This window comes from Streptomyces sp. NBC_00019 (assembly GCF_045041015.1).
Classification (GTDB): domain Bacteria; phylum Actinomycetota; class Actinomycetes; order Streptomycetales; family Streptomycetaceae; genus Streptomyces.
The window spans coordinates 434,836-457,505 of the sequence record NZ_CP108302.1; the positions used below are offsets into that span (position 1 = coordinate 434,836).

Sequence of the window (22,670 nt, forward strand, 5' to 3'; positions counted from 1 at the left end):
ATGCCGTCAGCGCTGCAGCGTCAGCAGACCCGGGCGGTAGGGCAGGAGACCGTAGTCGCCGCCTGAGCTGGGGCTACGTCCCTGGTAGAGCAACTGCAGATTGCAGGGATCGACGGTCATGGTCTGGTCGGCACTGGTGCGGATCAGTTCGCCATGGCTGATGTCGTTGGTCCAGGTGGCGCCGCTGTTGGCCTTGCCGGCGAAGGGATTGCTCTCGGTCGCGGCCTGGGGTGTCCATGAGCCGTTCAGACTGGTGGCCGTGAACGAGCGGAAGTAGCGGCCCTGCGAGCCGATTGCCTCGACGATCATGAGGTAGCGGTTCTGGCCCTGGAGCTTGTAGACCTGCGGGGCTTCGAACAGGTTGTTCGTCGTATCGCTCATGATCGTCGTGTACGACGAGCCGAAGTTGCCCGGGAAGTTCCCTATCGGCATGCTGGCCCGGTAGATCTTGCCGTTGTCACCGGCGAAGAACAGGTACATGTTCGTGCCGTCAGCGATGAGCGTCTGGTCGATGGGTCCGGTTCCGGAGCCGGTGATGCTTCCGGTGAAGAGCGTCTGCTGGGATGACCAGCCATTCGGGTTGGTGGGGTCGCTCGACGTCCGGTAGGAGAAGGCGGTCCCTCCCCACTGGTAGGCGAGCACCCAGATGTTCTTCGGCGCGAAGTAGAACAGCGTGGGCGCGACGGTGGAGGATGACATCGTGTTCTGGCTGGCCGAGGCCATCTCCGACCAATTGGTGAACAGGCCGAAGTTCATCGAACCCCAACTCGTCCCCGTGTCGTGCGTGGTCGCATAGACGAGTTGCCTGCCGTTGTAGGGAACGACGGTGAAGTCCTTGAGCGAGACCCACCCAGACTTGGGCTGGGCCAGCGCCCCCGTTGATGTCCAGCGGTATGTCGACGGAAGATCGCACGTGCCGGGGGTGTCGGCGCCGACCTTGACGAGCTGCCACTGCTGGTTGGTGCCGCTCCAGTCGTCGTACTGGACGATGTTCGCGTTGTCGGCGGTGGAGGCGCCCTGCACTTCGAGGGCCTTGTTGCTGTGGCGCGAGATGAGCCTCACGTAGCCGTCCGAGCTGTCGGCCAGCCGCCACTGCTGGTTGGTGGCGTTCAGGTCGGTCCACTGGACGATCGAGCCGCCGTTCGCGGTGGACCAGTTGTAGAGGTCCAGCACCTTGCCCGAGTGGCGGGATTTGATGCGGTAGTAGCCGCCCCCGGAATCGACGAACTGCCACTGCTGCTGGGCCTGATCGTTCCTGGACCACTGGGTGATGCGGGCGCCGTCGTTGGTCGCCATGTTGTAGACATCCAGGGCTTTGCCACTGTTGCGGTTGACCAGCACATATGAGGCGTTGGGGTCTACGGTCGCCGCGCTGGCGGGCTGGGCGCCGAGGAAGGTGGCCAAAAGCAGCAAAGGCGCGAGAACGGCGAGTAGGCGTCTGAGAGGGACCGGGGACGGGTGGCGAAACCGCATCAGAAGGCCTCCTGAGGGGCGGGGTGAGGTGACGTCGATGAACCGGGAGCGGCCGTATCGAGGGCAAGACAGGCTCGAAACTTTCGAAGAGATTCCCGAACCTTGACGGCACAAGCTAGGAATGCGGAGCCCTCCGGTCAAGGCTTGTCGCCGATCTGACTACAAACAGCTCCTCCCCTGCCGGCAGGGCAAGCTGTCGCACCAAAGAGCCACTCTGGAAGTTCGCGGTACGGCTCGCCGCCCCGAAGGCCTGTACGGAGGAGCGAAGTCGGGTCAGCGGGGTCCGCACAACCGCCCAGGTCCGGACCCGTGCCCCTATGCCGACAGCGATGCCGGAGCCTTGGCCGAGCGGGGTGACCGGCACCGAAAGTTGCGGTAACCAAACGGAAACTTTCTCCGTGTCGAGTATTGACGATTCACCGTCAATCCCTCAATCATCCCTTCACTGGGTGACCGGACGTGGTTCGAGATGTCGAACCGCGTCGGCCCCGAGCACACCTGTGGCTTCACGGAAGAACCCCGCACACCGCAGATACCGCGCATCAGACCACCGCACCACCCTGTTCCGTCTCGGTGAGGTTCGCACCAACACATCCAGGCTCTGCGTGCCATGGGAGAGGTACGCGACGGTCCCCGGCTGAACCGCGGCGGAGCCCGTGCCTGTGAAACAGCGCCACCCCCGCCCTGCCTCACCCGACGGCGGACCGGGCGCCGTCCCATGACCGCCGCGCCCGGTAATTCCGTGTAGCCCGGGTTCCGGCCCGCCCCGTCGCTCTGCCGAGCCGGAGCGGCCGACACCTTCCCCGAGCTTCAGCCATTCCGCAATTACTGCCTTGGAGGAACAGCCATGGGCTTGTACGCCCTTCCCAGACCCGATCTCCGCCTGAAGATCCGCGGCCTGCTGCTGGCACTGATCGCCGGCATCCTCGGCACGGTCGCCGCACTGGTCGCGCCACCGTCCGCACACGCCGCCGAGAGCACGCTGGGCGCCGCAGCCGCGCAGAGCGGCCGCTACTTCGGCACCGCCATCGCCTCGGGCAGACTGGGCGACTCGGCGTACACGACCATCGCTGGACGTGAGTTCAACTCGGTGACGGCCGAGAACGAAATGAAGATCGACGCCACCGAACCGCAGCGCGGCCAGTTCAACTTCACCGCCGGTGACCGCGTCTACAACTGGGCGGTGCAGAACGGCAAGCAGGTACGCGGGCACACCCTGGCCTGGCACTCCCAGCAGCCCGGCTGGATGCAGAGCCTCAGCGGCAGCACCCTGCGCCAGGCGATGATCGGCCACATCAACGGCGTGATGGGCCACTACAAGGGCAAGATCGCCCAGTGGGACGTCGTGAACGAGGCGTTCGCCGACGGCAGTTCGGGAGCCCGGCGCGACTCCAACCTCCAGCGCACCGGCAACGACTGGATCGAGGTCGCCTTCCGCACCGCGCGCGCCGCCGACCCGGCCGCCAAGCTCTGCTACAACGACTACAACGTCGAGAACTGGACCTGGGCCAAAACCCAGGCCATGTACGCCATGGTCCGGGACTTCAAGCAGCGCGGCGTGCCGATCGACTGCGTCGGCTTCCAGTCGCACTTCAACAGCGGCAGCCCCTACAACAGCAACTTCCGCACCACCCTGCAGAACTTCGCCGCCCTCGGCGTCGACGTGGCCATCACCGAACTCGACATCCAGGGCGCCTCGGCCACGACCTACGCCAACGTGACCAACGACTGCCTGGCCGTCCCGCGCTGTCTCGGCATCACCGTCTGGGGTGTGCGCGACACCGACTCCTGGCGAGCGCAGGACACGCCGCTGCTGTTCAACGGCGACGGCAGCAAGAAGCCCGCCTACACCGCCGTCCTCAGCGCACTCAACGGCGGCTCCACCACGCCCCCTTCGGATTCCGGACAGATCAAGGGCGTCGGGTCGGGCCGCTGCCTGGACGTGCCCAGCAGCAGCACCACCGACGGGACCCAGCTCAACCTGTGGGACTGCAACAACGGCACCAACCAGCAGTGGACGTACACCGCCGCCGGTGAGCTCAGGGTCTACGGCAACAAGTGCCTGGACGCCGGCGGCACCGGCAACGGCACCAAAGTCCAGATCTACAGCTGCTGGGGCGCCGACAACCAGAAATGGCGCCTCAACTCCGACGGATCCATCGTCGGCGTCCAGTCCGGCCTGTGCCTCGACGCCGTCGCAAGCGGCACCGCCAACGGCACCCTGATCCAGCTCTACTCCTGCTCGAACGGCAGCAACCAACGCTGGACCCGCACCTGATGGGACCTGCCACAAACGAAAGGGCGAGTCGATGAAGACCCATGGTGCGGCCTCCCCCGCCCCTCCACCCAGACACCGCTGGTGGTCCCGGATCGCCGCCGTGGTGGCGGCGACCCTCGCGATCGGCATGCTCACAGCGGTGCATCCGGCGCCCGCCGAGGCGGCGACGGTGGACACCAACGCCTGGTACGTCTTAGTCAATCGCAACAGCGGCAAGGCGCTGGACGTCTCTGGCACGTCCACCGCCGACGGCGCGCGGGTCAGCCAGTGGACGCGCAACGACGCAGCCAACCAGCAGTGGCAGTTCGTGGACTCGGGCGACGGCTTCTACCGCCTCAAGGCCCGGCATTCGGGCAAGGTTCTCGACGTGGCCGGCGCTTCGACCGCAGACGGTGCCGCGATCCAGCAGTGGGCCGACCACAACGGGGCCAACCAGCAGTTCCGCCTGGCCGACTCCGACGCGGGCCACGTCCGACTCATCAACCGCACCAGCAGCAAGGCGGTGGAGGTGCAGGGCGCCTCCACCGCCGATGGCGGCAACGTCGTCCAGTACTCCGACTGGAGCGGCGCCAACCAGCAATGGCAGATGATCAAGCTGTCGTCCGGTGGAGCCGGTGGATGCGGCAGCGCCCCGACGCTGGCGAGCGGTACGCACACGATCCAGAGCGGCGGCAAGAGCCGCAGCTTCATCCTCCGAGTTCCCGCCAACTACGAGAACAGCCGCCCCTATCGGCTGATCTTCGCGTTCCACTGGCGGGGCGGAACCGCCGGCGAAGTCGCCTCGGGCGGCACGAGCGGGAACGCCTGGTCCTACTACGGCCAACAGGAACAGTCGAACAACAGCGCAATCCTCGTCGCCCCCCAGGGCCTCGGCAACGGCTGGGCCAATTCGGGCGGTGAGGACATCACCTTCGTCGACGACATGATCCGGCGCATCGAGGGCGGCCTCTGTGTCAACCCGGCACAGCGTTTCGCCACGGGCTTCAGCTGGGGCGGCGGTATGAGCTACGCGCTCGCATGCAGCCGGGCGAACGCCTTCAGGGCCGTCGCGGTCATGTCCGGCGCTCAGATCAGCGGGTGCAGCGGCGGCACCCAGCCCATCGCCTACTTCGGAATCCACGGCATCAGCGACAACGTCCTCAACATCGGGCAAGGACGGTCCCTGCGCGACAAGTTCGTCGCCAACAACGGCTGCGCCGCCCAAAGCCCGCGCGAGCCCGCGCCGGGCAGCCGAACGCACATCACCACCACTTACTCGGGCTGCCGTGCCGGATACCCGGTCCAATGGGCCGCGTTCGACGGCGGCCACATACCCGGTCCGGTCGACGGCTCCTCCGGCGAAAGCGGCGTCACCACCTGGACCAAGGCAGAGATCTGGAGGTTCTTCGCACAGTTCCAGTGACACGCCCGCGCCTGACGCCGCTCAAGTACGGCGTCCAACCGCACTCGGCTGTCCCCCGACCGGACCGCCCGAGAAGGAGGCGCGTTGCACAACCCGCGCGTGGGTCACGGCCTGTGCCGTGACCCACGCCGATGTCATCTCACCGACATCACCACACACCAGGGAGGTGCCGCGGATCGGCAGTGATCCGTCACCGCCGGTGCTACCAGGTCACGCCGCCGGTCCTCGCAGCTGCCTGACTGTCGGGGCACGCATATTCATGTTCGGCCCGCCTCCCGCGCCGCTACCCGACAAGGTAGCCGTTCGCGGCAGCCGGTTCACCGAGCCGGCAGTGGTCCCGGTCGCCCACTCGCGGACCGCACCACATCGCGATCACCGCGGGTCGGGCGGGTCAGCGCTGCAGAGTGAGGAGGCCCGGCCGGTACGGCAGTTGCAGGTAGCCGGTGTTCGGCGGCGTGTTGGTGGCGTAGCCCTGGTAGAGGAACTGCAGGTTGCAGGGGTCGATGGTCATGGTCTGGTCGGGGTTGTTGCGGACCAGGTCACCGTGGCTGATGCCGTTGGTCCAGGTGGCACCGCTGTTGGCCTTGCCCGCGAAGGGGTTGCTTTCGGTGGCGGCCTGGGGGGTCCACGAACCGTTCAGGCTGGAGGCCGTGAACGAGCGGAAGAAGCGATCCTCATTGGCACCCCGAGCCTCAACGATCATGAGGTACTGGTTCTGGCCCTGGACCTTGTAGACCTCCGGCGCCTCGAACAGGTTTTTCACCGTGTCGCTCATGACCGTCGTGTACGACGAGCCGAAGCTGGCCGGGAAGTTCCCGAGCGGCATGGTCGACCTGTAGATCTTGCCGTTGTCATCGGCGAAGAACAGGTACATGTTCTGGTCGTCGGCGATCATGGTCGGGTCGATCGGGGTGCCTCCCGAGCCTTCGGGGAGGCTGCCGGTGAACAGCGGCTGCGGGGCGGACCAGCCGTTGGGGTTGGTGGGGTCGCTGGACGTGCGGTAGGCGAAGGGCCAGTTGGTACCCCACCCATTTGAGGCCAGCACCCAGATGTTCTTGGTTGAGAGATAGAACAGTTTGGGCGCCACCGTGAGCTGGTTCATCCCGGTCTGGGTGGCCGTCGCCATGTCCGACCAGTTCGTGAAGGGACTGAACCCCATCGAGCCCCACGACGATCCGTTGGAGGTGGTCCCGTAGACCAGGTGCTTGCCGTTGTACGTCACGGTGGTGAAGTCCTTCAGCGCGACCTGCCCGTTCGCCGGCTGCGCCAGCGGACCCGTCGAGGTCCACCGGTACGTCGACGGAAGAGCACACGTACTGCCGGTCCCGGACAGGCCGGTCCACTTCTGGTTGGTGCCGCCGTGGCACGACCAGAGCTGTACGGCGGTGCCGTTGGCCGTACCGCCGCCCGAGACGTCCAGGCACAGCCCGGACTGCACGCCGACGATCGTGCTGTCGGAGTTCACCCGCCACTGCTGGTTCGCACCGCCGTTGCAGGTGTAGATCCGCACCGGGGTCCCGGACGTTGCGCCGCCCGGGACATCCAGGCATTTGTTGCCGTACACGGTCAGTTGGTTGCTGTCCGTCGACGTCCACTGCTGGTTGGTTCCGCCGTGGCAGTCCCAGATGTGCACGTTCGCGCCGTCGGTCTGGCTGAAGCCCGCCACATCGAGACACCGGCCCGAGGCAACACCGCGCACGTCGCTGGTGGTGGCCGCCTGAGCCGGGACGGCGACGAGCAGCGCCGCCAACGCGGCCAGGGCCGCAACCGCGGCGGCGAGCACCGCCGACGGATGTCTGCGGCTGAAACTACGTCTGCGCATATGGACCTCGTCATCCTCGAGCAAGCGGCTCCGGTTTGCCCCGTCCAGGGCTGTCCGGATGTCGGGTGCGGCCCTAGGTGTTCGTCATCACGAACAAGGGTCGACGTGTCGATCAGGATCATAGGGTTCCGATGATCAGCGTCAATACCTCGCGCATAATTCGCGAGACGGGACAGTCGCAGGACCAGGCGGCCTCAAGTTCCTTTGTTGTACGGGCCTTTGGCGTGAATAGCCGACCCGAAGGGCCGTCCCCTCTGGGCTTCACCAGCCCTGGCCGGCGCTGTCCACGACGTCCGGGCCGCACGCGAGCACGGCATCATCAACGCTCTCGCCCAGGCCGGCATCACCTGCTGGGCGGACAAGTGCTACCAGGGCGCAGGCGGCACAGTCCGCCCCCTACCGCGGCCGATGGAACAGCCCGTCCGCCGGACAACAGGCCGTCAACCGGTTGTCCCAAGCGTTGCAGGACACCGCAGCGGGCAGCGTCACGTCCGCGCTGTCGAACCGAAAGGAAGGAGCTCGCCGGAGCGCAGGTGTTCCCTCAGCCACTGCTCGGTGTTGCTCACGTGCAGCAGCGCGGCGGCCTGGCTGAGGGCGGAGTCACGGGCGGACAGGGCATGGAAGATCGCCTCGTGCTCGGCGAGAGTGCGGCCCGCGGCCTTGTCGTCGACCAGACCGCGCCAGATGCGGGCGCGCAGGGTGCGGCCGGAGATCCCTTCCAGGAGGGTGAGGAGGGTCTCGTTGCCCGTGGCCGATACGACGGCGCGGTGGAAGGCGGCGTCGTGGGCGTTGAGCTGTTCGACGTCGTCGCGGGCCTCCCGCATGGCGTCCAAGTGCCGCTTCACTTCGGCCAGTTGGGCGTCGGAAATTCGGAGGGCGGCAAGTGCCGTGGCCATTGGTTCGAGGAGCCGCCGTACCTCCATGAGGTCCTGCAGCGCGACCGAGTCGCCCTGGAGCAGTTCCACCGCGCCGCCGAGCCCCTCCAGCAGCAGGCTCGGCTGGAGGCTGGTCACATACGTGCCGTCGCCCCGCCGGACCTCCAGGACCCGAGCGACGGCCAGCGCCTTGACCGCTTCGCGGGCGAGGTTGCGGGACAGTCCCAGCTGAGCGGCCAGGTCCGGCTCCGGTGGGAGCTTCGACCCCGGAGGCAGGGCACCGGTCTGGATCAGCTCACGGATCTCCTCAATGGCCTTGTCCGTCAGAGACACCGCTCATCCCTCCCCCACCGTGCCCCGTGAGCACGTTCGACCTGATCAACCCCTGAGCGCGGCGATCGTCCCAGTGACCGTCCGGGATGTACTGATCATGCAGTTCCACGTTTCGTCCGACCTGGTCCGGAGGCCCAATGCCGAGAGTACGTCGATGATAAGGCGATGCGTGTGCCGGAAGGCGATCACGGCGATGGCCCGAGCAGGGGCGCCCAGAGCCGACCGGGCATCCCGGCAGCCGTACTTCATGCCTTCGGTCGGCGGACCGGTCGCGGGAGAGCAGTCCCGAGTTGAGCTCCCCCACCGCCACCACGTTCGTTGATCCCGGCCGAGGGCGCCTCTCTCAGGGTCGCCTCCCGCACTTCCGCCTCGGACAGAGGTCATGCACCACGACGCCGACCAGCCGACCGGGCCACAGATCGACCTCGCAGGCACGCTCGGCATCGTCCGACCGACCCAGAGGCTGGCACGGCAGTTGGGGTCGCCGACGCCCAGCGGATCGACGAACTGTCGGCGCCGCCCTGAAGAATCAAGTCCTCGACAAGCCAACCCGCCGCAAAAACATGCCATGTTTGCGTGGTCGCAATGCACTCCACATAGAGACAACTCCGACAACTATCCCGACACCATGGGCACTTTCATCCCTGCACGCTAGTTGACATCCCATGGCGGCATGGCCCACCTTCATCCGTGGCCCTGCATTCCCCCTGCCCCCCTTCCGTACCAGGGATGTGTCCATGCCGAGCTCGATCAACAGACGCCAGCTCCTGGCCTCCGCAACCTGCGTGGCCACGGCGGCCGTCTCCGGAGGCGTGGTCGGTGCCGGTGCCGCCCAGGCGGCTCCCCGCGCGTACACGCCGGACTGGGACTCGGTCGACCAGCACCCGCCGGCTCCGGAGTGGTTCCAGGACGCCAAGTTCGGGATCTACTTCCACTGGGGCGCCTTCAGCGTTCCCGCCTACGACAACGAGTGGTACCCGCGCAACATGTACCAGGCCGGCAGCAACGCGAACCGGCACCACATCGCGACCTACGGCCAGCCGTCGGCATGGCCGTACCACTACTTCATCGACGGGGCGAAGGACCTCGCGGGCAACACCGTGAAGTTCGCGCCGAAGCTGAAGTCGGCCGGCGGGAAGTTCGACCCCGAGGAGTGGGTTCAGCTGTTCGTCGACGCCGGCGCCAGGTTCGCCGGCCCGGTCGCCGAACACCATGACGGCTTCTCCATGTGGGACAGCCAGGCCAACGAGTGGAACTCGGTGAACAAGGGCCCGGGTCTCGACCTGCTGCGGCTGTTCTCCACGGCCATCCGCGCCAAGGGTCTCAAGCTGCTGGTGGCCATGCACAACGCGTACAACTTCACCGGCTTCTACGAACACGCCCCCGCCCAGACGGACGCCAGTCTCAAGAAGCTCTACGGGCAGCTGGGTTCGACCGCGGAGAACCAGCTCTGGTACGACAAGCTCAAGGAGGTCATCGACCACGCGCAGCCCGACATCCTGTGGCAGGACTTCAACCTGGACGCCGTCGACGAGCAACAGCTCCTGAACTTCCTGGCGTACTACTACAACCAGGCCGACAGCTGGGGCCGTGAAGTCGTCGCCACCTACAAGGACGGCATGCACGCCAAGGGCGCGGTCTTCGACTACGAACGCGGCGGCCCGGCCGACCTCACCACCCCGTACTGGCTGACCGACGACAGCATCTCCAGCAGCAGTTGGTGCTACACGCAGGGCATCGGCTACTACAGCGTCCAGCAGATGCTGCACTCGTTCCTCGACCGGGTCAGCAAGAACGGGAACGTGCTGCTCAACATCGCGCCGATGGCCGACGGCACCATCCCCCAGGCCCAGAAGGACATCCTGCTCGGTATCGGCGACCACCTCCGGCGCTTCGGCGAGTCGGTGTACGCGACCCGGGCCTGGACGGCGTACGGCGAGGGCCCGACGAAGATGGGCGGCGGCTCCTTCACCAGTCCGACCGCCGGCACACCGCAGGACATCCGCTTCACGCGCACCAAGGCCGACGACGTCCTGTACGCGACCGTCCTGGGCTGGCCCGGCAGCTCGCTGACGATCAAGACCCTGGCCTCGGACCGGATCGATCTCTCCTCGCTGACGTCGGCGAAGCTCCTCGGCACCACCGCGGGCACCTACATCGATCTGCCCACGCCGACGCAGAGCGCCTCCGGCCTCACCGTCACCCTGCCGTCCTCGGCGCCGTACAGCGCGGGCGCCTTCGCCCTGAAGCTGACCTTCTCCGGCACGATCCCGGCCCTGCGGCCGTCCACCGGCGCCACCGCCTTCACGGACGTCAACTACACCGGCAGCGCCGCCGTCCTCCCCCTCGGCGACTACACCGCGGCCGACCTGACCGCAGCCGGGCCAGGCCCGCGCACCCTCTCCTCCCTCCGGCCGGCTCCCGGCTACCAGGTGATCGGCTACTCCGGGGACAACTACACCGGCACCGCCTGGACCTTCACCGCCGACAACCCCGACCTTCGTGTCACCGGCAACAACGACCGGATCACCTCGCTGAAGGTCCAGTTCAACCCGGCGACGTACTTCCGGATCACCAACGTCACCAACGGACTCGCCCTGGACAGCGGTGGCGACGTGGCCTCCGGCTCCAACCTCAAGCAATGGACCTCGGGCGCCAGCACCAACCTGCAGTGGCAGGCAGTGGCGGTCGGCGGCGGCTACTACAGGCTGGTCAACCGCACCAACGGCATGGTCGCCGACGGCTGGGGAGCCACCGCCGACGGCTCGGCCGCCCGGCAGGCCGCCTGGAACGGTGGCAGCAACCAGCAGTGGACGATCACCCACCGCGGCAGCGGCCGGTACTCCATCGCCAACCGCACCACCGGACTGGTCCTCGACGGAGGCGGCAACGTCGGCTCCGGCTCCGTCACCAAGCAGTGGACCTACGACACCAGCACCAACCTGCTGTGGACCTTCACCGCACTGTGACCGACCGAGCCCACTGCCGCTGGCGTGGCGGCGCACATCCGTGCCGTGCGCACCGGACCCGCGCCGGTTGCACGATGTTCGGCTTCAGCGCAATACCGCAGAAGAGCAGCCGTTCTCCATGGATGCCGGCGCCGTCGACGGAAATGGAGGAACCGCACTCGGTGCCAGGGCGGCTGCCGCAGGCCGCTGGACGTGGCCGCACGCGCCGCGCGCCCTGGACGTCGCCCAGTCGGTGGCAGGGCTTCTGTGCGTGGTGGTGTCGGGCTGGACCCGGGACCGTATCGGGTGCGGAAGGGCGCCAACGCGTGCCCCGGATGCGCCTCGTCGCCGCCTCGGGCGTACCGGACAGCGGCTCCCTCGTGGGCATCCGAGGGCCTCGGCACGGACGCGGACCGACCGCGGCCGCTGACAACGCACCCTCGCGCAGAGGACCTGCAACAGCAACGTCGACCAACGGTTCGGAATCTCAACGCGACTGAGCCCTGCCTCGGGGCGCGTGCCGGGTAGACACTCCACACCCAGCGAACGGATCCCGAGCAACGAGAGGTGACATGCATACGACAACTAGTGCGCCGTGGTGGGGACGCGGGAGGCGTGCGGGAGTCCTGGCCGCGGTGACTGCCTTACTGGCGGCGCTGGTCACGGGACTGGGCGCCGCGGGGACGGCGCAGGCGGCAACCGTGGATACGAGTGCGTCATACGTGCTGGTCAACCGGGGCAGCGGCAAGGCCGTCGAGGTCCAGAACGCCTCCACCGCGGACGGCGCCAAGGTCGTGCAGTTCACCGACCGGGGCGGAGCCAACCAACAGTGGCAACTGGTCCGCGCGACAGGAGTGCTGGCACAGGCGCACACCGCGGGGCGGGTCAAGGACGCCGGAAACACCGTGCAGTTCAGCTGGCCCGGCGTGTACTTCGAGGGCCGCGTCAGCGGCACCGGCGTGGGCATCGTGCTCAACGACTCGGCCGCCGACTACGACGTCCAGATCGACGGAACCACCGTCGCCACACTCGTCACACCCGGCAACACCACGCACTGGATCAACGGCCTGTCGAACAGCACACACACCGTCCGACTCGTCAAACGCAACGACACCCCCTGGGACACCAGCGCCTTCGGAGGCTTCGTCGCCGCGCCCGGCGGTGCCGTACTGAGCAAACCGGCCGCCCGCAACCGCCAGATCGAGTTCATCGGTGACTCCCTCACGGTGGGCTACGGCAACCTCTCGACCTCGCGCACCTGCACCTCGGACCAGCTCAAGCGGAACACCAACTCCGACGTGAGTTACGGCGCCCTCACCGCCCGACAGCTGAACGCCGACTACCAGATCAACGGCTACTCGGGCCTCGGCATGGTGCGCAACTACAACGGAGGCAGGTCGGACGTCACGTACCGGACCTTCTACGACCGTGCCCTGCTCAACGTGTCGGGCGACGTCTGGCAGAACCCGGGCGCCTGGCGCCCCCAGGTCGTGGTGATCAACCTCGGCACCAACGACTTCTCGACCGCCGTCAACCCCGGTGAGCCGTGGACCCCGGAGAGCCTCGCGGCCGGCTACCGCAGCGCCTACGGCGACTTCATCCAGAAGCTGCGCACGCGCTACGGGGCCGACACGACCATCGTGGCGGTGGGTGCCGGCCAGTACTCCGCCCATGTCCAGCAGGTGGTCAAGGCGCGCAACGACGCCGGCGACAGCCGCGTCCGCCACTGGTTGCTCGACGACTCGGGCCTGGACTTCCTCGGCTGCGACTGGCATTACTCGGCTCGCGACGACCGGCTCATCGCCGACCGGCTCACCTCGTTCATCGGCGGTCTGCCGACACGCTGGTGAAGACCCCGCCCGCCCACGAGCGCCACGGATCCGGCTACGTGACATCCGACTCTTGATGTGGTGCGGCTCGCCCTCGAAGGTTGTCAGCCTTGACCTTGCCGCATTCTTCACCCACGCCGTTCTGTCAGCACGTCAGTCGGCCGCCGACGCCGACGGGAAGGCGCTACGGCCGCACTGCTGCGGAACGGCGTTCAGCCCTGTTGATCGAGCAATCACTCGCAGAAGAGGACTCCTGCATGAGAAGACCTTGGCTTCTCCCCCTGATCGCACTCGTCGCTGCCGTGCTCGGGATGACGGCGGCTGGTGTGACCCCTGCATCCGCCGCCTCGACCACGCCTTTGCGGGTGATGCCGTTGGGCGACTCGATAACGTGGGGTGTGGGAAGCAGTACGGGCAACGGCTACCGGGCTCCGTTGTGGAACAGGCTTGCGGCAGACGGCCATCCGCTGGACTTCGTGGGCACGGGGCGGGCCGGTTCGATGTCCGACCCCGACAATGAAGGTCACTCCGGATACAAGATCCATCAGATCGCCGCGCTCGCCGACGCCTCGCTGACCCGCTACCGGCCCAACGTCGTGACGCTGATGATCGGCACCAACGACCTCAACGAGAGCTACCAGGTTTCCACCGCCACCGCCCGGCTGAAGTCGCTGGTCAACCAGATCGCCGCCGCCGCTCCCGACGCGACCGTCCTCGTGGCCTCCCTGGTCGTGTCCACCAGCGGCTCGGAAGAGCAGTACCGTGCCGCGTACAACCAGGCCATCCCCCAAATCGTGAGTGAGGCACAGGCCGCGGGCAAGCGCGTCGCATACGTGGACATGAGCAGCCTGACCACGGCCGACCTGGCCGACACGCTGCATCCCAACGACTCGGGCTACCAGAAGATGGCCGACGCCTTCCACCGCGGCATCCAGTCCGCGGACAACGCCGGATGGCTGAGGAACCCCGCCCCCGCCCCCGCACGTGTGCAGTCCGACCTGGGCGGCAAGTGCCTGGACGTCAACGGCGCCGGCACCACCGACGGGACCGCCGTTCAGATCTGGAGCTGCGGCGGCGGCGCCAACCAGGTCTGGTCCGCCTACACCGACGGCACCCTGCGCTCTATGGGCAAGTGCCTCGACGCCGCCGGCGGGGGTACCGCCAACGGGACCAAGGTGCAGATCTGGGCCTGCCACGGCGGCGCCCAGCAAGTCTGGCAGCCCTACAACGGCGGCTACCGCAACCCCGCCTCCGGCCGCTGCCTCGACATTCCGAGCTTCTCCACGACCGACGGCATACAGCTCCAGCTGTGGGACTGCCACGGCGGCTCCAACCAGAAGTGGACCACTCTGACTGCCGGTTGACCCGCGCTCCCGGGACCCGAGCATCGCCGCGTCACCGCCAGAGTGGCCATGAGGTCTCCGGTGTCTGGTTCTTCTTGGTCGAAGAACCCTTGCCGGAGACCTCACTCCTTCCCGATCAGGTCACGCCGCCGCTCAGCTCACTCCGGCACACGCCCTAGCCGCGCTTGGGCCAGATGGGGCCCTGATCGGTCCAGATGACACCCTTGTTCCGGCAGAGGCAGAAGGGGTGGCCGATGGGGTCGGTGTAGACACGGAAGCCGTAGCCGTCGGGGTCGGTGCAGTCCCGCTGCAGGGTCGCGCCGAAGGCCAGGACGCGGCGCTGTTCGGCCTCGATGTCGTCGACTTCGAAGTCGATGTGGAACTGCTTGGGGTGCTCGCCGTCGGGCCACTGCGGGGCGCGGTAGTCCTCCACCTGGATGAAGGCCAGTTCGATCTCGCCGAACTGGATACCGGCCCAGTTCTCGTTACTGTCCTCCTTGACCGGGAGCCCCATCACCTCGGAGTAGAAGGCTGCCAGCTTCATCGTGTCCGGGCAATCGATGATGAAGTCGGTTAGTCGTAGCATCCCGTGATCTTGCCACAAGATCAAATGAGCCGGGCTGTGAGGCAGGCAGGCCCTAGTTCGCCACGATGCGCCATCGGTTGTCGGCAGTGCCATTGTCCGAGTCCTGGACTGCGAACGCGCCGACAGTGGCGGAGTTGTCGGCGATGGCGAGCAACTTGCCGCTGTGCGCGTTGCGGATCTTGTAGGTCCCGTCTCCTTGGTCGAGAAGCGTCCATTTGTGGTCGGCGGTGCCGGTGTCCGACCACTGCAGTACGGTCGCGCCGTCTGCCGTGGACATGTCCTGGACGCCGAGCACCTTGCCGGTGTGGGCGTTGCGGAAGCGGACCGCGTTTCCGTCGGTGACCATTTGCCAGTTGTGGTCGGCGGTGCCCGAGTCGGTCCACTGCAGAGCGCGGGCGCCGTCGGCCGTGGACATGTTCAGGATGCCCAGCACGAGACCGCTGCCCACGTTGGCGAGACGGACGGTGCTGCTGCTGGTGTTCCAGTAGACGGTGTAGTTGTGGCCGTGGGCGTCGTGGAACGGGCCCAGGTTGACGGTGGAGCCGTTCGCGGTGGCAGTGAAGGCGAGCGCACTGCTGCTGGTCCGTGTGATGGAGGACGTGTTCAGCGACGGGAGGGCGCTGAGCGAGGAGTTCCCGTAGTTGCCGGACAGCACCACCGGTCCGTAGGTGATCGCGGCGACGTTCGCGTTGTCGTTGGCCGCTCGCATGACGATCCGCATGGGCAGGCGGACGGTGACCGTGTCGCCGGAGGTCCAGGAGCGGGTCAAGGTGGCGTAGCTGCCGGGCGTGGTGGTGATGTTCTGCGCCGTGCCGTTGACGCTGACGGTGGCCCCGGTGGTCCAGCCCGGGATGCGGATGCGCATCGCCCAGGTGCCGCTGACGTTGCCGGTGACCTGCAGGGTCGTGGTGTCGCTGTTGGGGTACGACGTGGTCTGGGTGACCGTGATTCCGCGCTCTGACCAGTTGAGCACCGAGGGCACGAACAGGTTCACGATCAGCGTATTGTCGCTGCGGAAGTAGATGGAGTCCATCAGCCTGGTGTGCATCTCCAGGCCCGTGCCCTGACAGCACCAGAAGGTGCCGTAGTCGGTGCTCCAGGTGCCGCCGCCCCACGCCGGGCCCACACCGCGCCGGCCTCCCGGAGTGAGCGGGGTGAAGTAGGTGACGTGGCCGTGGTTGTCGGCCGGGTTCTGCTGCCCGATCATCTGGTTCAACCACGCCCGCTCGTAATAGTCGAACAGCGCGACCCGGTTCGGGTCCAGCGCGTACAACTCCCGTGTGAGGGTGAGCATGTTGAAGGTGTTGCAGCTCTCGCACGTGTCCTGGTTCAGGTAGCCGGCGATGGCGTTCGGGGCGCGGAAATGCTCTGCCTGGCTGTTGCCGCCGATGGCATAGGTGTGCGTGCTGACGCAGATGTTCCAGGCGTTGGTGGCGATGTCCCGGTAGCGGGTGGTGCCGGTGGCCTTGTACTCCCGGGCGGCCCCGATCCACTTGGGGACCTGGGTGTTGGCGTGCAGTCCGCTCAGCTGGTCCTGGTTCGACGCCAGCGGGTCGAACACCGCGGCGTGATCGAACCGCCGGGCGGCGGTGAGCCACCGCGCGTCGCCTGTCTGCTGGTAGAGATCGGTCAGTACGGTGTTCATGCCGCCGAACTCGGTTTGCAGCATGGCCTGCATCTGCTGGCCGCTCAGCCGGCCGGTGCGCCAGTCCACCCATCCCGCCAGGGCGAGCAGCACGTCACGGGCTTGTGTGCTGCCGATGTGGCGCCACACGTCCAGCAGGCCGACGAGGGTCTTGTGGATGGTGTAGTACGGCACGTTGCCGTTGGACAGAGTCCGCTGTTCGAGAGCGGTGAAGTCGGACTCGGGATAGCCGGAGAGATACCCGGCGTTGAAACCGGCGGCGCTGTTGTTGGCCTGGCACTTGGCCAACTCCGCAACCATGTAGGTTGCCTTGTCCCGGCAGGCCGTGTCCCCAGTCACGGCGTACAGCTGCGCCCATGCCGTGAGGAAGTGCCCCTGCACATGGGTGCGGAAGGGGAACGTCGGCTCGTCCCAGCCGCCGTTGGCAGCCGCGCCGTTGGTGGACAGTCGGTGGTTGGCGCGGAAGTTGTACAGCAGCCGGTCGACGTCGACGAACCGCAGGTAGTTCCGCGTACGGTCCTGGTTGTCCAGCCACCGGCTTGCGGTGAGCCGGACCTGGCCGAGTTCGAAGGGGTGCGCGGAGACCCCGATGTCAGCCCTCGCCGGGGGAATCGCGGCTCGGGCGGGCGAGCTGCCGAAGAGGGTTCCGGTGGCAGAGGCGGCGGCGGTGACCCCGGCTGCTTGCAGGAGGCGCCGTCTACTGACGGAGGAAGACATCTTGCACCCTTTCCGTGACGGGAGAGCGATTGCTTGGTCGTTGGTGCGCTGGGTCCCATGTCCGGCGGTCGGGGATCCTTGTCGGGCATGGGACGGCTCGCGCACTGGTTGCTGCGCGCGGGCGAAACGGCTCAGGTGAGCGAGGCCATGGGGTCAACAATTGGTGCCGGTGACGTCGAAAAAGCCGCGGTAGCGCCAGTCGACGGGCGAGCAGTACGGACCCACCTTGACCCCGGCCGAGCGACGTAGCCGTTGTGGTGACGGGTAGTCAGCATCGCGCGCTTCGCTCCAAAGTCGTTCGCCAACTGCGCCCAGGCCGCCGGGTTGTAGGCGCCCGCGGCAGTGGGCGGCGGCCGCCGCCGCGTACGCGGGTGAGGGTGAGCATGATTCCGGCACTGTGGTTCGCCCTGTGCGATCGCCTGACCCCGGCCCGGAGTTGGCGACTACGGGCAAGGCGGCATCGCGGCCCGGCCAGTGGGTCCGGAGCCCATGAGGGCCTCGGATCTATCGACCCGCTCCACTGATACATAGGATGGATTAACGGATACGAACGCCGCCCTGTCTAGCCACGCAACACAACTCCTTGCACTCTGCCGGACGGCTGCCCGATCAGCACCCTAGAAATCGAGCCACACATAGGATGTATCGAGACAAGGTGCGAGGAGTACGGGATCAGGTCAGCTCGAAGTGCTGACGGGGGGGGACCCAATGGTCCGTCGTGCCTGTTCGCTCCCGTCGGCCCTGAACGCCCGCCTCAAGCCCAGTGCTCCGCCGAGCGGCGGAGGAAGGTTTCGTGGGCGGCCCGCGCCAGGTGCCCATTCGGCTGCTGATCGGCAGCAGAACAGCGCGGGTCCCCCAGACGCGCCGACGGCCGGATCGTACGAGTGCGACCACGCGAACCGCAGGCCCTGAAGCCTGACTATCGAAGCGCTTCGACGATGCATCTCCTCTCGCAAGCTGTCAATGGCCTTGCAGAAGGAAGTGTCTCGCGATAGGGGCCCTTGTTTCACACGAAAGTCGTCCGTTACCTTGCGCTTGGAAGTGAAGCGCTTCGACAGCACACCGGAAGCCCTCCGCCTGCGGGTCGGTGGTCCTGTGTCCGGAGCAGCTCGTCGAGCAACACGCACCCGCCCCCACCACCGTCTCCGGCCCCGCACAGGAACTGGGCCGCGTCGCGGTCGAGCAGATGATCGGCTGGCCGAACGCCGCCCTACCGGGCGAACGGCCCGACTGAGCACGACTCGACCCCCCCGCACCCGAGGAACCGTTATGACGACTCACAGCATCACCGACCGCCTGGGTGGCCTGGCCTTCGGCGGGGACTACAACCCCGAGCAGTGGGACGAGCCGGTGTGGAAGGAGGACGACGAGCTGATGCGCAGGGCCAGAGTCAACCTGGCCACCGTCGGCGTCTTCTCCTGGGCGCTGCTGGAACCCGAGGAAGGCCGCTACGACTTCGCCTGGCTGGACGCCCACATCGAACGCCTGCACGCGAATGGCGTGGCCGTCGACCTGGCCACCCCCACCGCCTCCCCGCCGCCCTGGTTCACCCTGGCCCACCCGGACGCGCTGATGGTCCAGCCCGACGGCACCCGTCTCATCCACGGCAGCCGGGACACGTACTGCCTCACCGCACCCGCCTACCGGGACGCCGCCCGCCGCATCGCCGAGGCGCTCGCCGAACGCTACGGCGACCATCCCACCCTCGCGCTGTGGCACGTGCACAACGAGTACGCCACCCTGTGCCACTGCGAGCACACCGCGGCCTCCTTCCGGGTATGGCTGCGTGCCCGCCATGGCTCGCTGGACGTCCTCAACGAGGCGTGGGGAACGGCCTTCTGGAGTCAGCGCTACACCTCCTGGGAACAGGTGCTGCCACCGCGTGCGACAAACTGGCACAAGAACCCCGGCCAGGACCTGGACTTCCGCCGCTTCTGGGCCGACGAGGTCACCGCCGCCTTCTGCGAGCAGCGTGACGCGATCCGCGTGCACAGCGACCGGCCGGTGACCACCAACCTGATGCTGCCCGCGTACCAGAACACCGACGTGTGGGCGCTGGCCCGGGAACTCGACGTGGTCACCATCGACCAGTACCCCGGCGCCCCCGGCCTGGCCGCAGCCGCCGATGTCGCCTTCCACGCGGATCGCGCCCGCTCCCTGGGCGGCGGCCGGCCCTGGCTGCTGATGGAGCAGGGCACCAGCACTGTCTACGACGGCGACCGGGTCCTCGCCAAGGACCCCGGTGACATCCTGCGCCACACCCTCGGCCACATCGCCCGCGGCTCGGAGGGCGCCCTCTTCTTCCAGTGGCGCCAATCCCGGGCCGGCGCCGAGACCTGGCACTCGGCGATGGTGCCGCACGCGGGACCCGACAGCCGGATCTTCCGCGAGGTCACAGAGACCGGGGAGGCCGTCGCCCGCCTCGGTGAGCTGGCGGGATCGACAGTGTCCGCGTCGGTTGCGGTCCTGCACGACCCGGACGCCTGGTGGGCGCTCGGCGTGGACGGCCTGCCCTCCTGCGAGCTCGATTACCACGCGACCCTCGGCCGGGCACACCGCACGCTGTGGGACGCCGGCGTCACGGTCGACTTCGCCCACCCCGACCACGAGTTGAGCCGCTACCCGCTCGTCGTCGCACCGGCCCTGTTCCTCCTCTCCGACTCGGCGGCCGAGAATCTGCGCCGTTACGTCGACGGCGGCGGGACGCTCCTCGTCCAGCACGCGAGCGGATACGTCGACGAGCGCCTCCACGCCCGCCTCGGCGGCTACCCGGCCGCTCCCCTGCGCGAGGCACTGGGCATCCGCGTCGAGGAGTACCGGCCACTGCGGCGCGGCGAGCGGATGACCCTGTCCGACGGAACACAGGGCACCGCCTGGAGCGAGTCCCTGCACACCGAGGGCGCCCAGACGCTCGCCGCCTACACCCACGGGATGCTCACCGGCAGCCCGGCACTGACCCGGCACCGTTTCGGCACCGGGCAGGGCTGGTACCTCTCGACCCAACTCGACGACGCCGGATACGGCGCCCTGGTCGCCCGGCTGCTCGACGAGGCCGGAGCGGGCCCCGAGATGCCGGGCCTGCCCCCGCAGGTCGAGGCAGTCACCCGACGCACCCCGGACGGCCGCCGCTGGCGCTTCCTGATCAATCACCGCGCTGAACCCGTGTCCTTGCCGGAGCCCGCCCACGACCTGCTCACCGACGCCCTCGCCCACGAACTGCCGCCCGGTGGTTGCGCGGTGCTGCGCGGGCACTGACCTCGAAAGGGCCTACATGACCAAGGAACAAGGGACCGTCCGCTGGGGTCACGAGGCCCTTCACCTCGAGATCGTCCTCGACGGCGACGGCAGCCCGCGCCTCACGCACCTCGGGCTGCCCGGCGAAGCGCAGCGCATCCCCGGTGCCTCCCTGCCTCTGGTGGAGGTGACGGCCGCGGGTCACGGCCGTGGCTGGTCAGGCAACCGCCTCGTGGACAGCGATCTCGGCGGGCGTCTGCGCCACCGGGCCCACCGCGCGACCCGAGACGGCGACTGGCACACACTGACCGTGCACCTCCAGGATCCACAAACCGGGCTGGTCGCGGAGGTGACCTACCGATCACCGGACGACGTGCCGGTGCTCCGCAGCGAGGTGACCCTGCGCAACGAGGGGCAGACCACGCTGCACCTGGAGTCGGTCAGTTCGCTCGCGGTGGGCTGCCTCACCCCGCAGGACCCGGCAGCCATCGACGCCGCGGACCTGCTCTGGGCGGACAACGACTGGCTCACCGAATGCCGCTGGCAACGACAGCCGATGCGCCGGACCACACCGGTCCACAGCGGACGCGTGAGCAACGGGCACGGCAAAGCCGGCCTCATCCTGAACGGACAGCGCACCTGGTCCAGCTGCGGACACCTCCCCATGGGCGGCCTGACGGACCGGCGTACCGGCCGTACGTGGGTGTGGCAGATCGAGCACAACGGCGGGGGCTGGCGCTGGGAATGCGAGGAGCACGACAGGGCGGCCTACGCGGCACTGTTCGGACCCACCGACACCCACCACAGCTGGCGGCACTCCCTTGAACCCGGCGCCGCCTTCCGCACCGTACCCGCCGCGCTCGCCTTCAGCGACGACGGCGGCCCCGACGCCGCATTCGCCGCGCTGACCCGCTACCGCCGCGCCCGGCGCCGGCCGCACACCGACCACCAGGGCCTGCCCGTCATCTTCAACGACTACATGAACTGCCTGATGGGCGACCCCACGACCGAGAAGCTGCTGCCGCACATCGACGCGGCGGCCGACGCGGGCGCGGAGTACTTCGTCATCGACGCCGGCTGGTACGACGGCGAGAACGACGGCTGGTGGGACAGCGTCGGCGCCTGGGAGGCCTCTGCCTCCCGCTTCCCCGGGGAACGCGGGCTCCACGAGGTGCTGGACCGGATCCGGGAGCGCGGCATGGTGCCCGGGCTTTGGCTTGAGCCGGAGGTGGTCGGCGTCCGCAGCCCCATGGCCAAGTCCCTTCCCGACGAGGCGTTCTTCCGCCGCGACGGCGTCCGCGTCACGGAGAACGGCCGGCACCACCTGGACCTGCGCCACCCGGCCGCCCGCGCCCACCTGGACCAGGTCGTGGACCGCCTGGTCGGCGAGTGGGGCGTCGGCTACCTCAAGCTCGACCACAACATCGACCCCGGCTCCGGCACCAGCGCCCACCCCGGCGAGACCCCGGGCGCCGGACTGCTCGGCCACAACCGGGCGCATCTCGACTGGCTCGACGGCATCCTGGACCGCTATCCGCATCTGGTGGTGGAGAACTGCGCCTCCGGCGGCATGCGCTGGGACGACGCCCTGCTGTCCCGGATGCAGCTGCAGTCCACCAGCGATCAGCAGAACCTCCACCTCTACGCGCCCATCGCGGCTTCCGCGCCCACGGCCGTCCCCCCGGAGCAGGGCGCCGTGTGGGCCTACCCGCAGCCGGAGGACTCCCTCGACGAGGTGGCCTTCACCATGACCAACGCGCTCCTCGGCCGGATCCATCTGTCCGGCCGCATTCCCGAACTCGAACCGGAGGCCCGCGCCCTGGTCCATGAGGCGGTAGCGGCGTACAAGGCCATCCGTGCCGACCTGCCGCACGCCGTGCCGTCCTGGCCACTGGGCCTTCCCGCCTGGGACGACCCCTGGATCGCCCTGGCCCTGCACACTCCGGCCACCACCTACCTCACCGCCTGGCGCCGCCCCGGAACCGACGCCACGGCGACGCTTCACCTGCCCCACCTGCGGGACACCGCCGCACGCGTCGACCTGCTCTACCCCTCGGCCAACCGGGCCGTCCCCGCTTGGAGGCCCGACACGGCCGAGCTGAGCCTGACCCTGCCCACCGCGCCGTCCGCCGTCCTGCTCCGCCTCACCCCCGCAGGCCCCGGCGCTCCCTGACCCACCGCCCGC

The 22,670-nt window shown here is 68.1% G+C and carries 14 protein-coding genes and 1 pseudogene; 9 read left to right on the top strand and 6 right to left on the bottom strand.

Annotation, left to right across the window (positions count from 1 at the left end):
* Positions 1-6: 6 nt before the first annotated feature.
* On the bottom strand, positions 7-1,473 hold the full coding sequence (locus tag OHU89_RS02050; protein ID WP_405639221.1) for a non-reducing end alpha-L-arabinofuranosidase family hydrolase: 1,467 nt from the start codon (positions 1,471-1,473) through the stop codon (positions 7-9).
* Positions 1,474-2,320: 847 nt separating this feature from the next.
* Between OHU89_RS02050 and OHU89_RS02055 the strand changes: the two genes are divergently transcribed.
* Complete coding sequence (locus OHU89_RS02055; RefSeq protein WP_405639223.1) at positions 2,321-3,751, top strand: endo-1,4-beta-xylanase; 1,431 nt, start codon at positions 2,321-2,323, stop codon at positions 3,749-3,751.
* Positions 3,752-3,851: 100 nt separating this feature from the next.
* Complete coding sequence (locus OHU89_RS02060; protein ID WP_405654264.1) at positions 3,852-5,153, top strand: RICIN domain-containing protein; 1,302 nt, start codon at positions 3,852-3,854, stop codon at positions 5,151-5,153.
* A gap of 391 nt (positions 5,154-5,544) precedes the next feature.
* Here OHU89_RS02060 and OHU89_RS02065 read toward each other — a convergent pair whose 3' ends face one another.
* The gene (locus tag OHU89_RS02065) at positions 5,545-6,975 is read right to left on the bottom strand and encodes a non-reducing end alpha-L-arabinofuranosidase family hydrolase (protein WP_405639225.1); all 1,431 of its coding nucleotides are present in this window, start codon (positions 6,973-6,975) and stop codon (positions 5,545-5,547) included.
* A 228-nt stretch (positions 6,976-7,203) separates the two neighbouring features.
* Between OHU89_RS02065 and OHU89_RS02070 the strand changes: the two are divergent.
* Positions 7,204-7,423, top strand: a pseudogene (locus OHU89_RS02070) (transposase family protein); the annotation flags it as partial.
* A 37-nt stretch (positions 7,424-7,460) separates the two neighbouring features.
* Here OHU89_RS02070 and OHU89_RS02075 read toward each other — a convergent pair.
* Positions 7,461-8,183, bottom strand: a complete 723-nt coding sequence (locus tag OHU89_RS02075) for a FadR/GntR family transcriptional regulator (RefSeq protein WP_405639227.1) — start codon at positions 8,181-8,183, stop codon at positions 7,461-7,463.
* 737 nt (positions 8,184-8,920) lie between these two features.
* Between OHU89_RS02075 and OHU89_RS02080 the strand changes: the two genes are divergently transcribed.
* From OHU89_RS02080 to OHU89_RS02090, 3 genes are all read left to right on the top strand, one after another.
* On the top strand, positions 8,921-11,152 hold the full coding sequence (locus OHU89_RS02080; RefSeq protein WP_405639229.1) for an alpha-L-fucosidase: 2,232 nt from the start codon (positions 8,921-8,923) through the stop codon (positions 11,150-11,152).
* 614 nt (positions 11,153-11,766) lie between these two features.
* A complete protein-coding gene (locus OHU89_RS02085; protein WP_405639231.1) occupies positions 11,767-12,981 on the top strand; it encodes a GDSL-type esterase/lipase family protein in 1,215 nt (404 codons plus the stop codon).
* A 236-nt stretch (positions 12,982-13,217) separates the two neighbouring features.
* Positions 13,218-14,324, top strand: coding sequence for a ricin-type beta-trefoil lectin domain protein (locus OHU89_RS02090; protein ID WP_405639232.1), 1,107 nt, complete (start codon positions 13,218-13,220; stop codon positions 14,322-14,324).
* 154 nt (positions 14,325-14,478) lie between these two features.
* Here OHU89_RS02090 and OHU89_RS02095 read toward each other — a convergent pair whose 3' ends face one another.
* From OHU89_RS02095 to OHU89_RS02105, 3 genes are all read right to left on the bottom strand, one after another.
* Entirely contained in the window at positions 14,479-14,889 is a 411-nt protein-coding gene (locus tag OHU89_RS02095) for a VOC family protein (protein ID WP_405639234.1), read from the bottom strand.
* A 52-nt stretch (positions 14,890-14,941) separates the two neighbouring features.
* Positions 14,942-17,251: a beta-L-arabinofuranosidase domain-containing protein gene (locus tag OHU89_RS02100; RefSeq protein WP_405639235.1), complete on the bottom strand. Its 2,310-nt coding sequence runs from the start codon at positions 17,249-17,251 to the stop codon at positions 14,942-14,944.
* Positions 17,252-17,382: 131 nt separating this feature from the next.
* Positions 17,383-17,556, bottom strand: coding sequence for a hypothetical protein (locus OHU89_RS02105; RefSeq protein WP_405639236.1), 174 nt, complete (start codon positions 17,554-17,556; stop codon positions 17,383-17,385).
* Between the two features lie 782 nt (positions 17,557-18,338).
* Here OHU89_RS02105 and OHU89_RS02110 point away from each other — a divergent pair.
* From OHU89_RS02110 to OHU89_RS02120, 3 genes are read left to right on the top strand one after another with little or no spacing between them, the layout of a single operon-like run.
* Complete coding sequence (locus tag OHU89_RS02110) at positions 18,339-18,485, top strand: hypothetical protein (protein WP_405639237.1); 147 nt, start codon at positions 18,339-18,341, stop codon at positions 18,483-18,485.
* 35 nt (positions 18,486-18,520) lie between these two features.
* Entirely contained in the window at positions 18,521-20,506 is a 1,986-nt protein-coding gene (locus OHU89_RS02115) for a beta-galactosidase (RefSeq protein WP_405639238.1), read from the top strand.
* A gap of 16 nt (positions 20,507-20,522) precedes the next feature.
* On the top strand, positions 20,523-22,658 hold the full coding sequence (locus OHU89_RS02120) for an alpha-galactosidase (protein ID WP_405639239.1): 2,136 nt from the start codon (positions 20,523-20,525) through the stop codon (positions 22,656-22,658).
* Positions 22,659-22,670 lie beyond the last annotated feature (12 nt).

What these genes read in the sequence shown, in the direction of transcription:
- OHU89_RS02095 (WP_405639234.1), bottom strand. Translation starts at nt 14,889, where the DNA reads ATGCTACGACTAACCGACTTCATCATCGATTGCCCGGACACGATGAAG.
- OHU89_RS02100 (WP_405639235.1), bottom strand. Translation starts at nt 17,251, where the DNA reads ATGTCTTCCTCCGTCAGTAGACGGCGCCTCCTGCAAGCAGCCGGGGTC.
- OHU89_RS02055 (WP_405639223.1), top strand. Translation starts at nt 2,321, where the DNA reads ATGGGCTTGTACGCCCTTCCCAGACCCGATCTCCGCCTGAAGATCCGC.
- OHU89_RS02050 (WP_405639221.1), bottom strand. Translation starts at nt 1,473, where the DNA reads ATGCGGTTTCGCCACCCGTCCCCGGTCCCTCTCAGACGCCTACTCGCC.
- OHU89_RS02090 (WP_405639232.1), top strand. Translation starts at nt 13,218, where the DNA reads ATGAGAAGACCTTGGCTTCTCCCCCTGATCGCACTCGTCGCTGCCGTG.
- OHU89_RS02065 (WP_405639225.1), bottom strand. Translation starts at nt 6,975, where the DNA reads ATGCGCAGACGTAGTTTCAGCCGCAGACATCCGTCGGCGGTGCTCGCC.
- OHU89_RS02115 (WP_405639238.1), top strand. Translation starts at nt 18,521, where the DNA reads ATGACGACTCACAGCATCACCGACCGCCTGGGTGGCCTGGCCTTCGGC.
- OHU89_RS02080 (WP_405639229.1), top strand. Translation starts at nt 8,921, where the DNA reads ATGCCGAGCTCGATCAACAGACGCCAGCTCCTGGCCTCCGCAACCTGC.
- OHU89_RS02120 (WP_405639239.1), top strand. Translation starts at nt 20,523, where the DNA reads ATGACCAAGGAACAAGGGACCGTCCGCTGGGGTCACGAGGCCCTTCAC.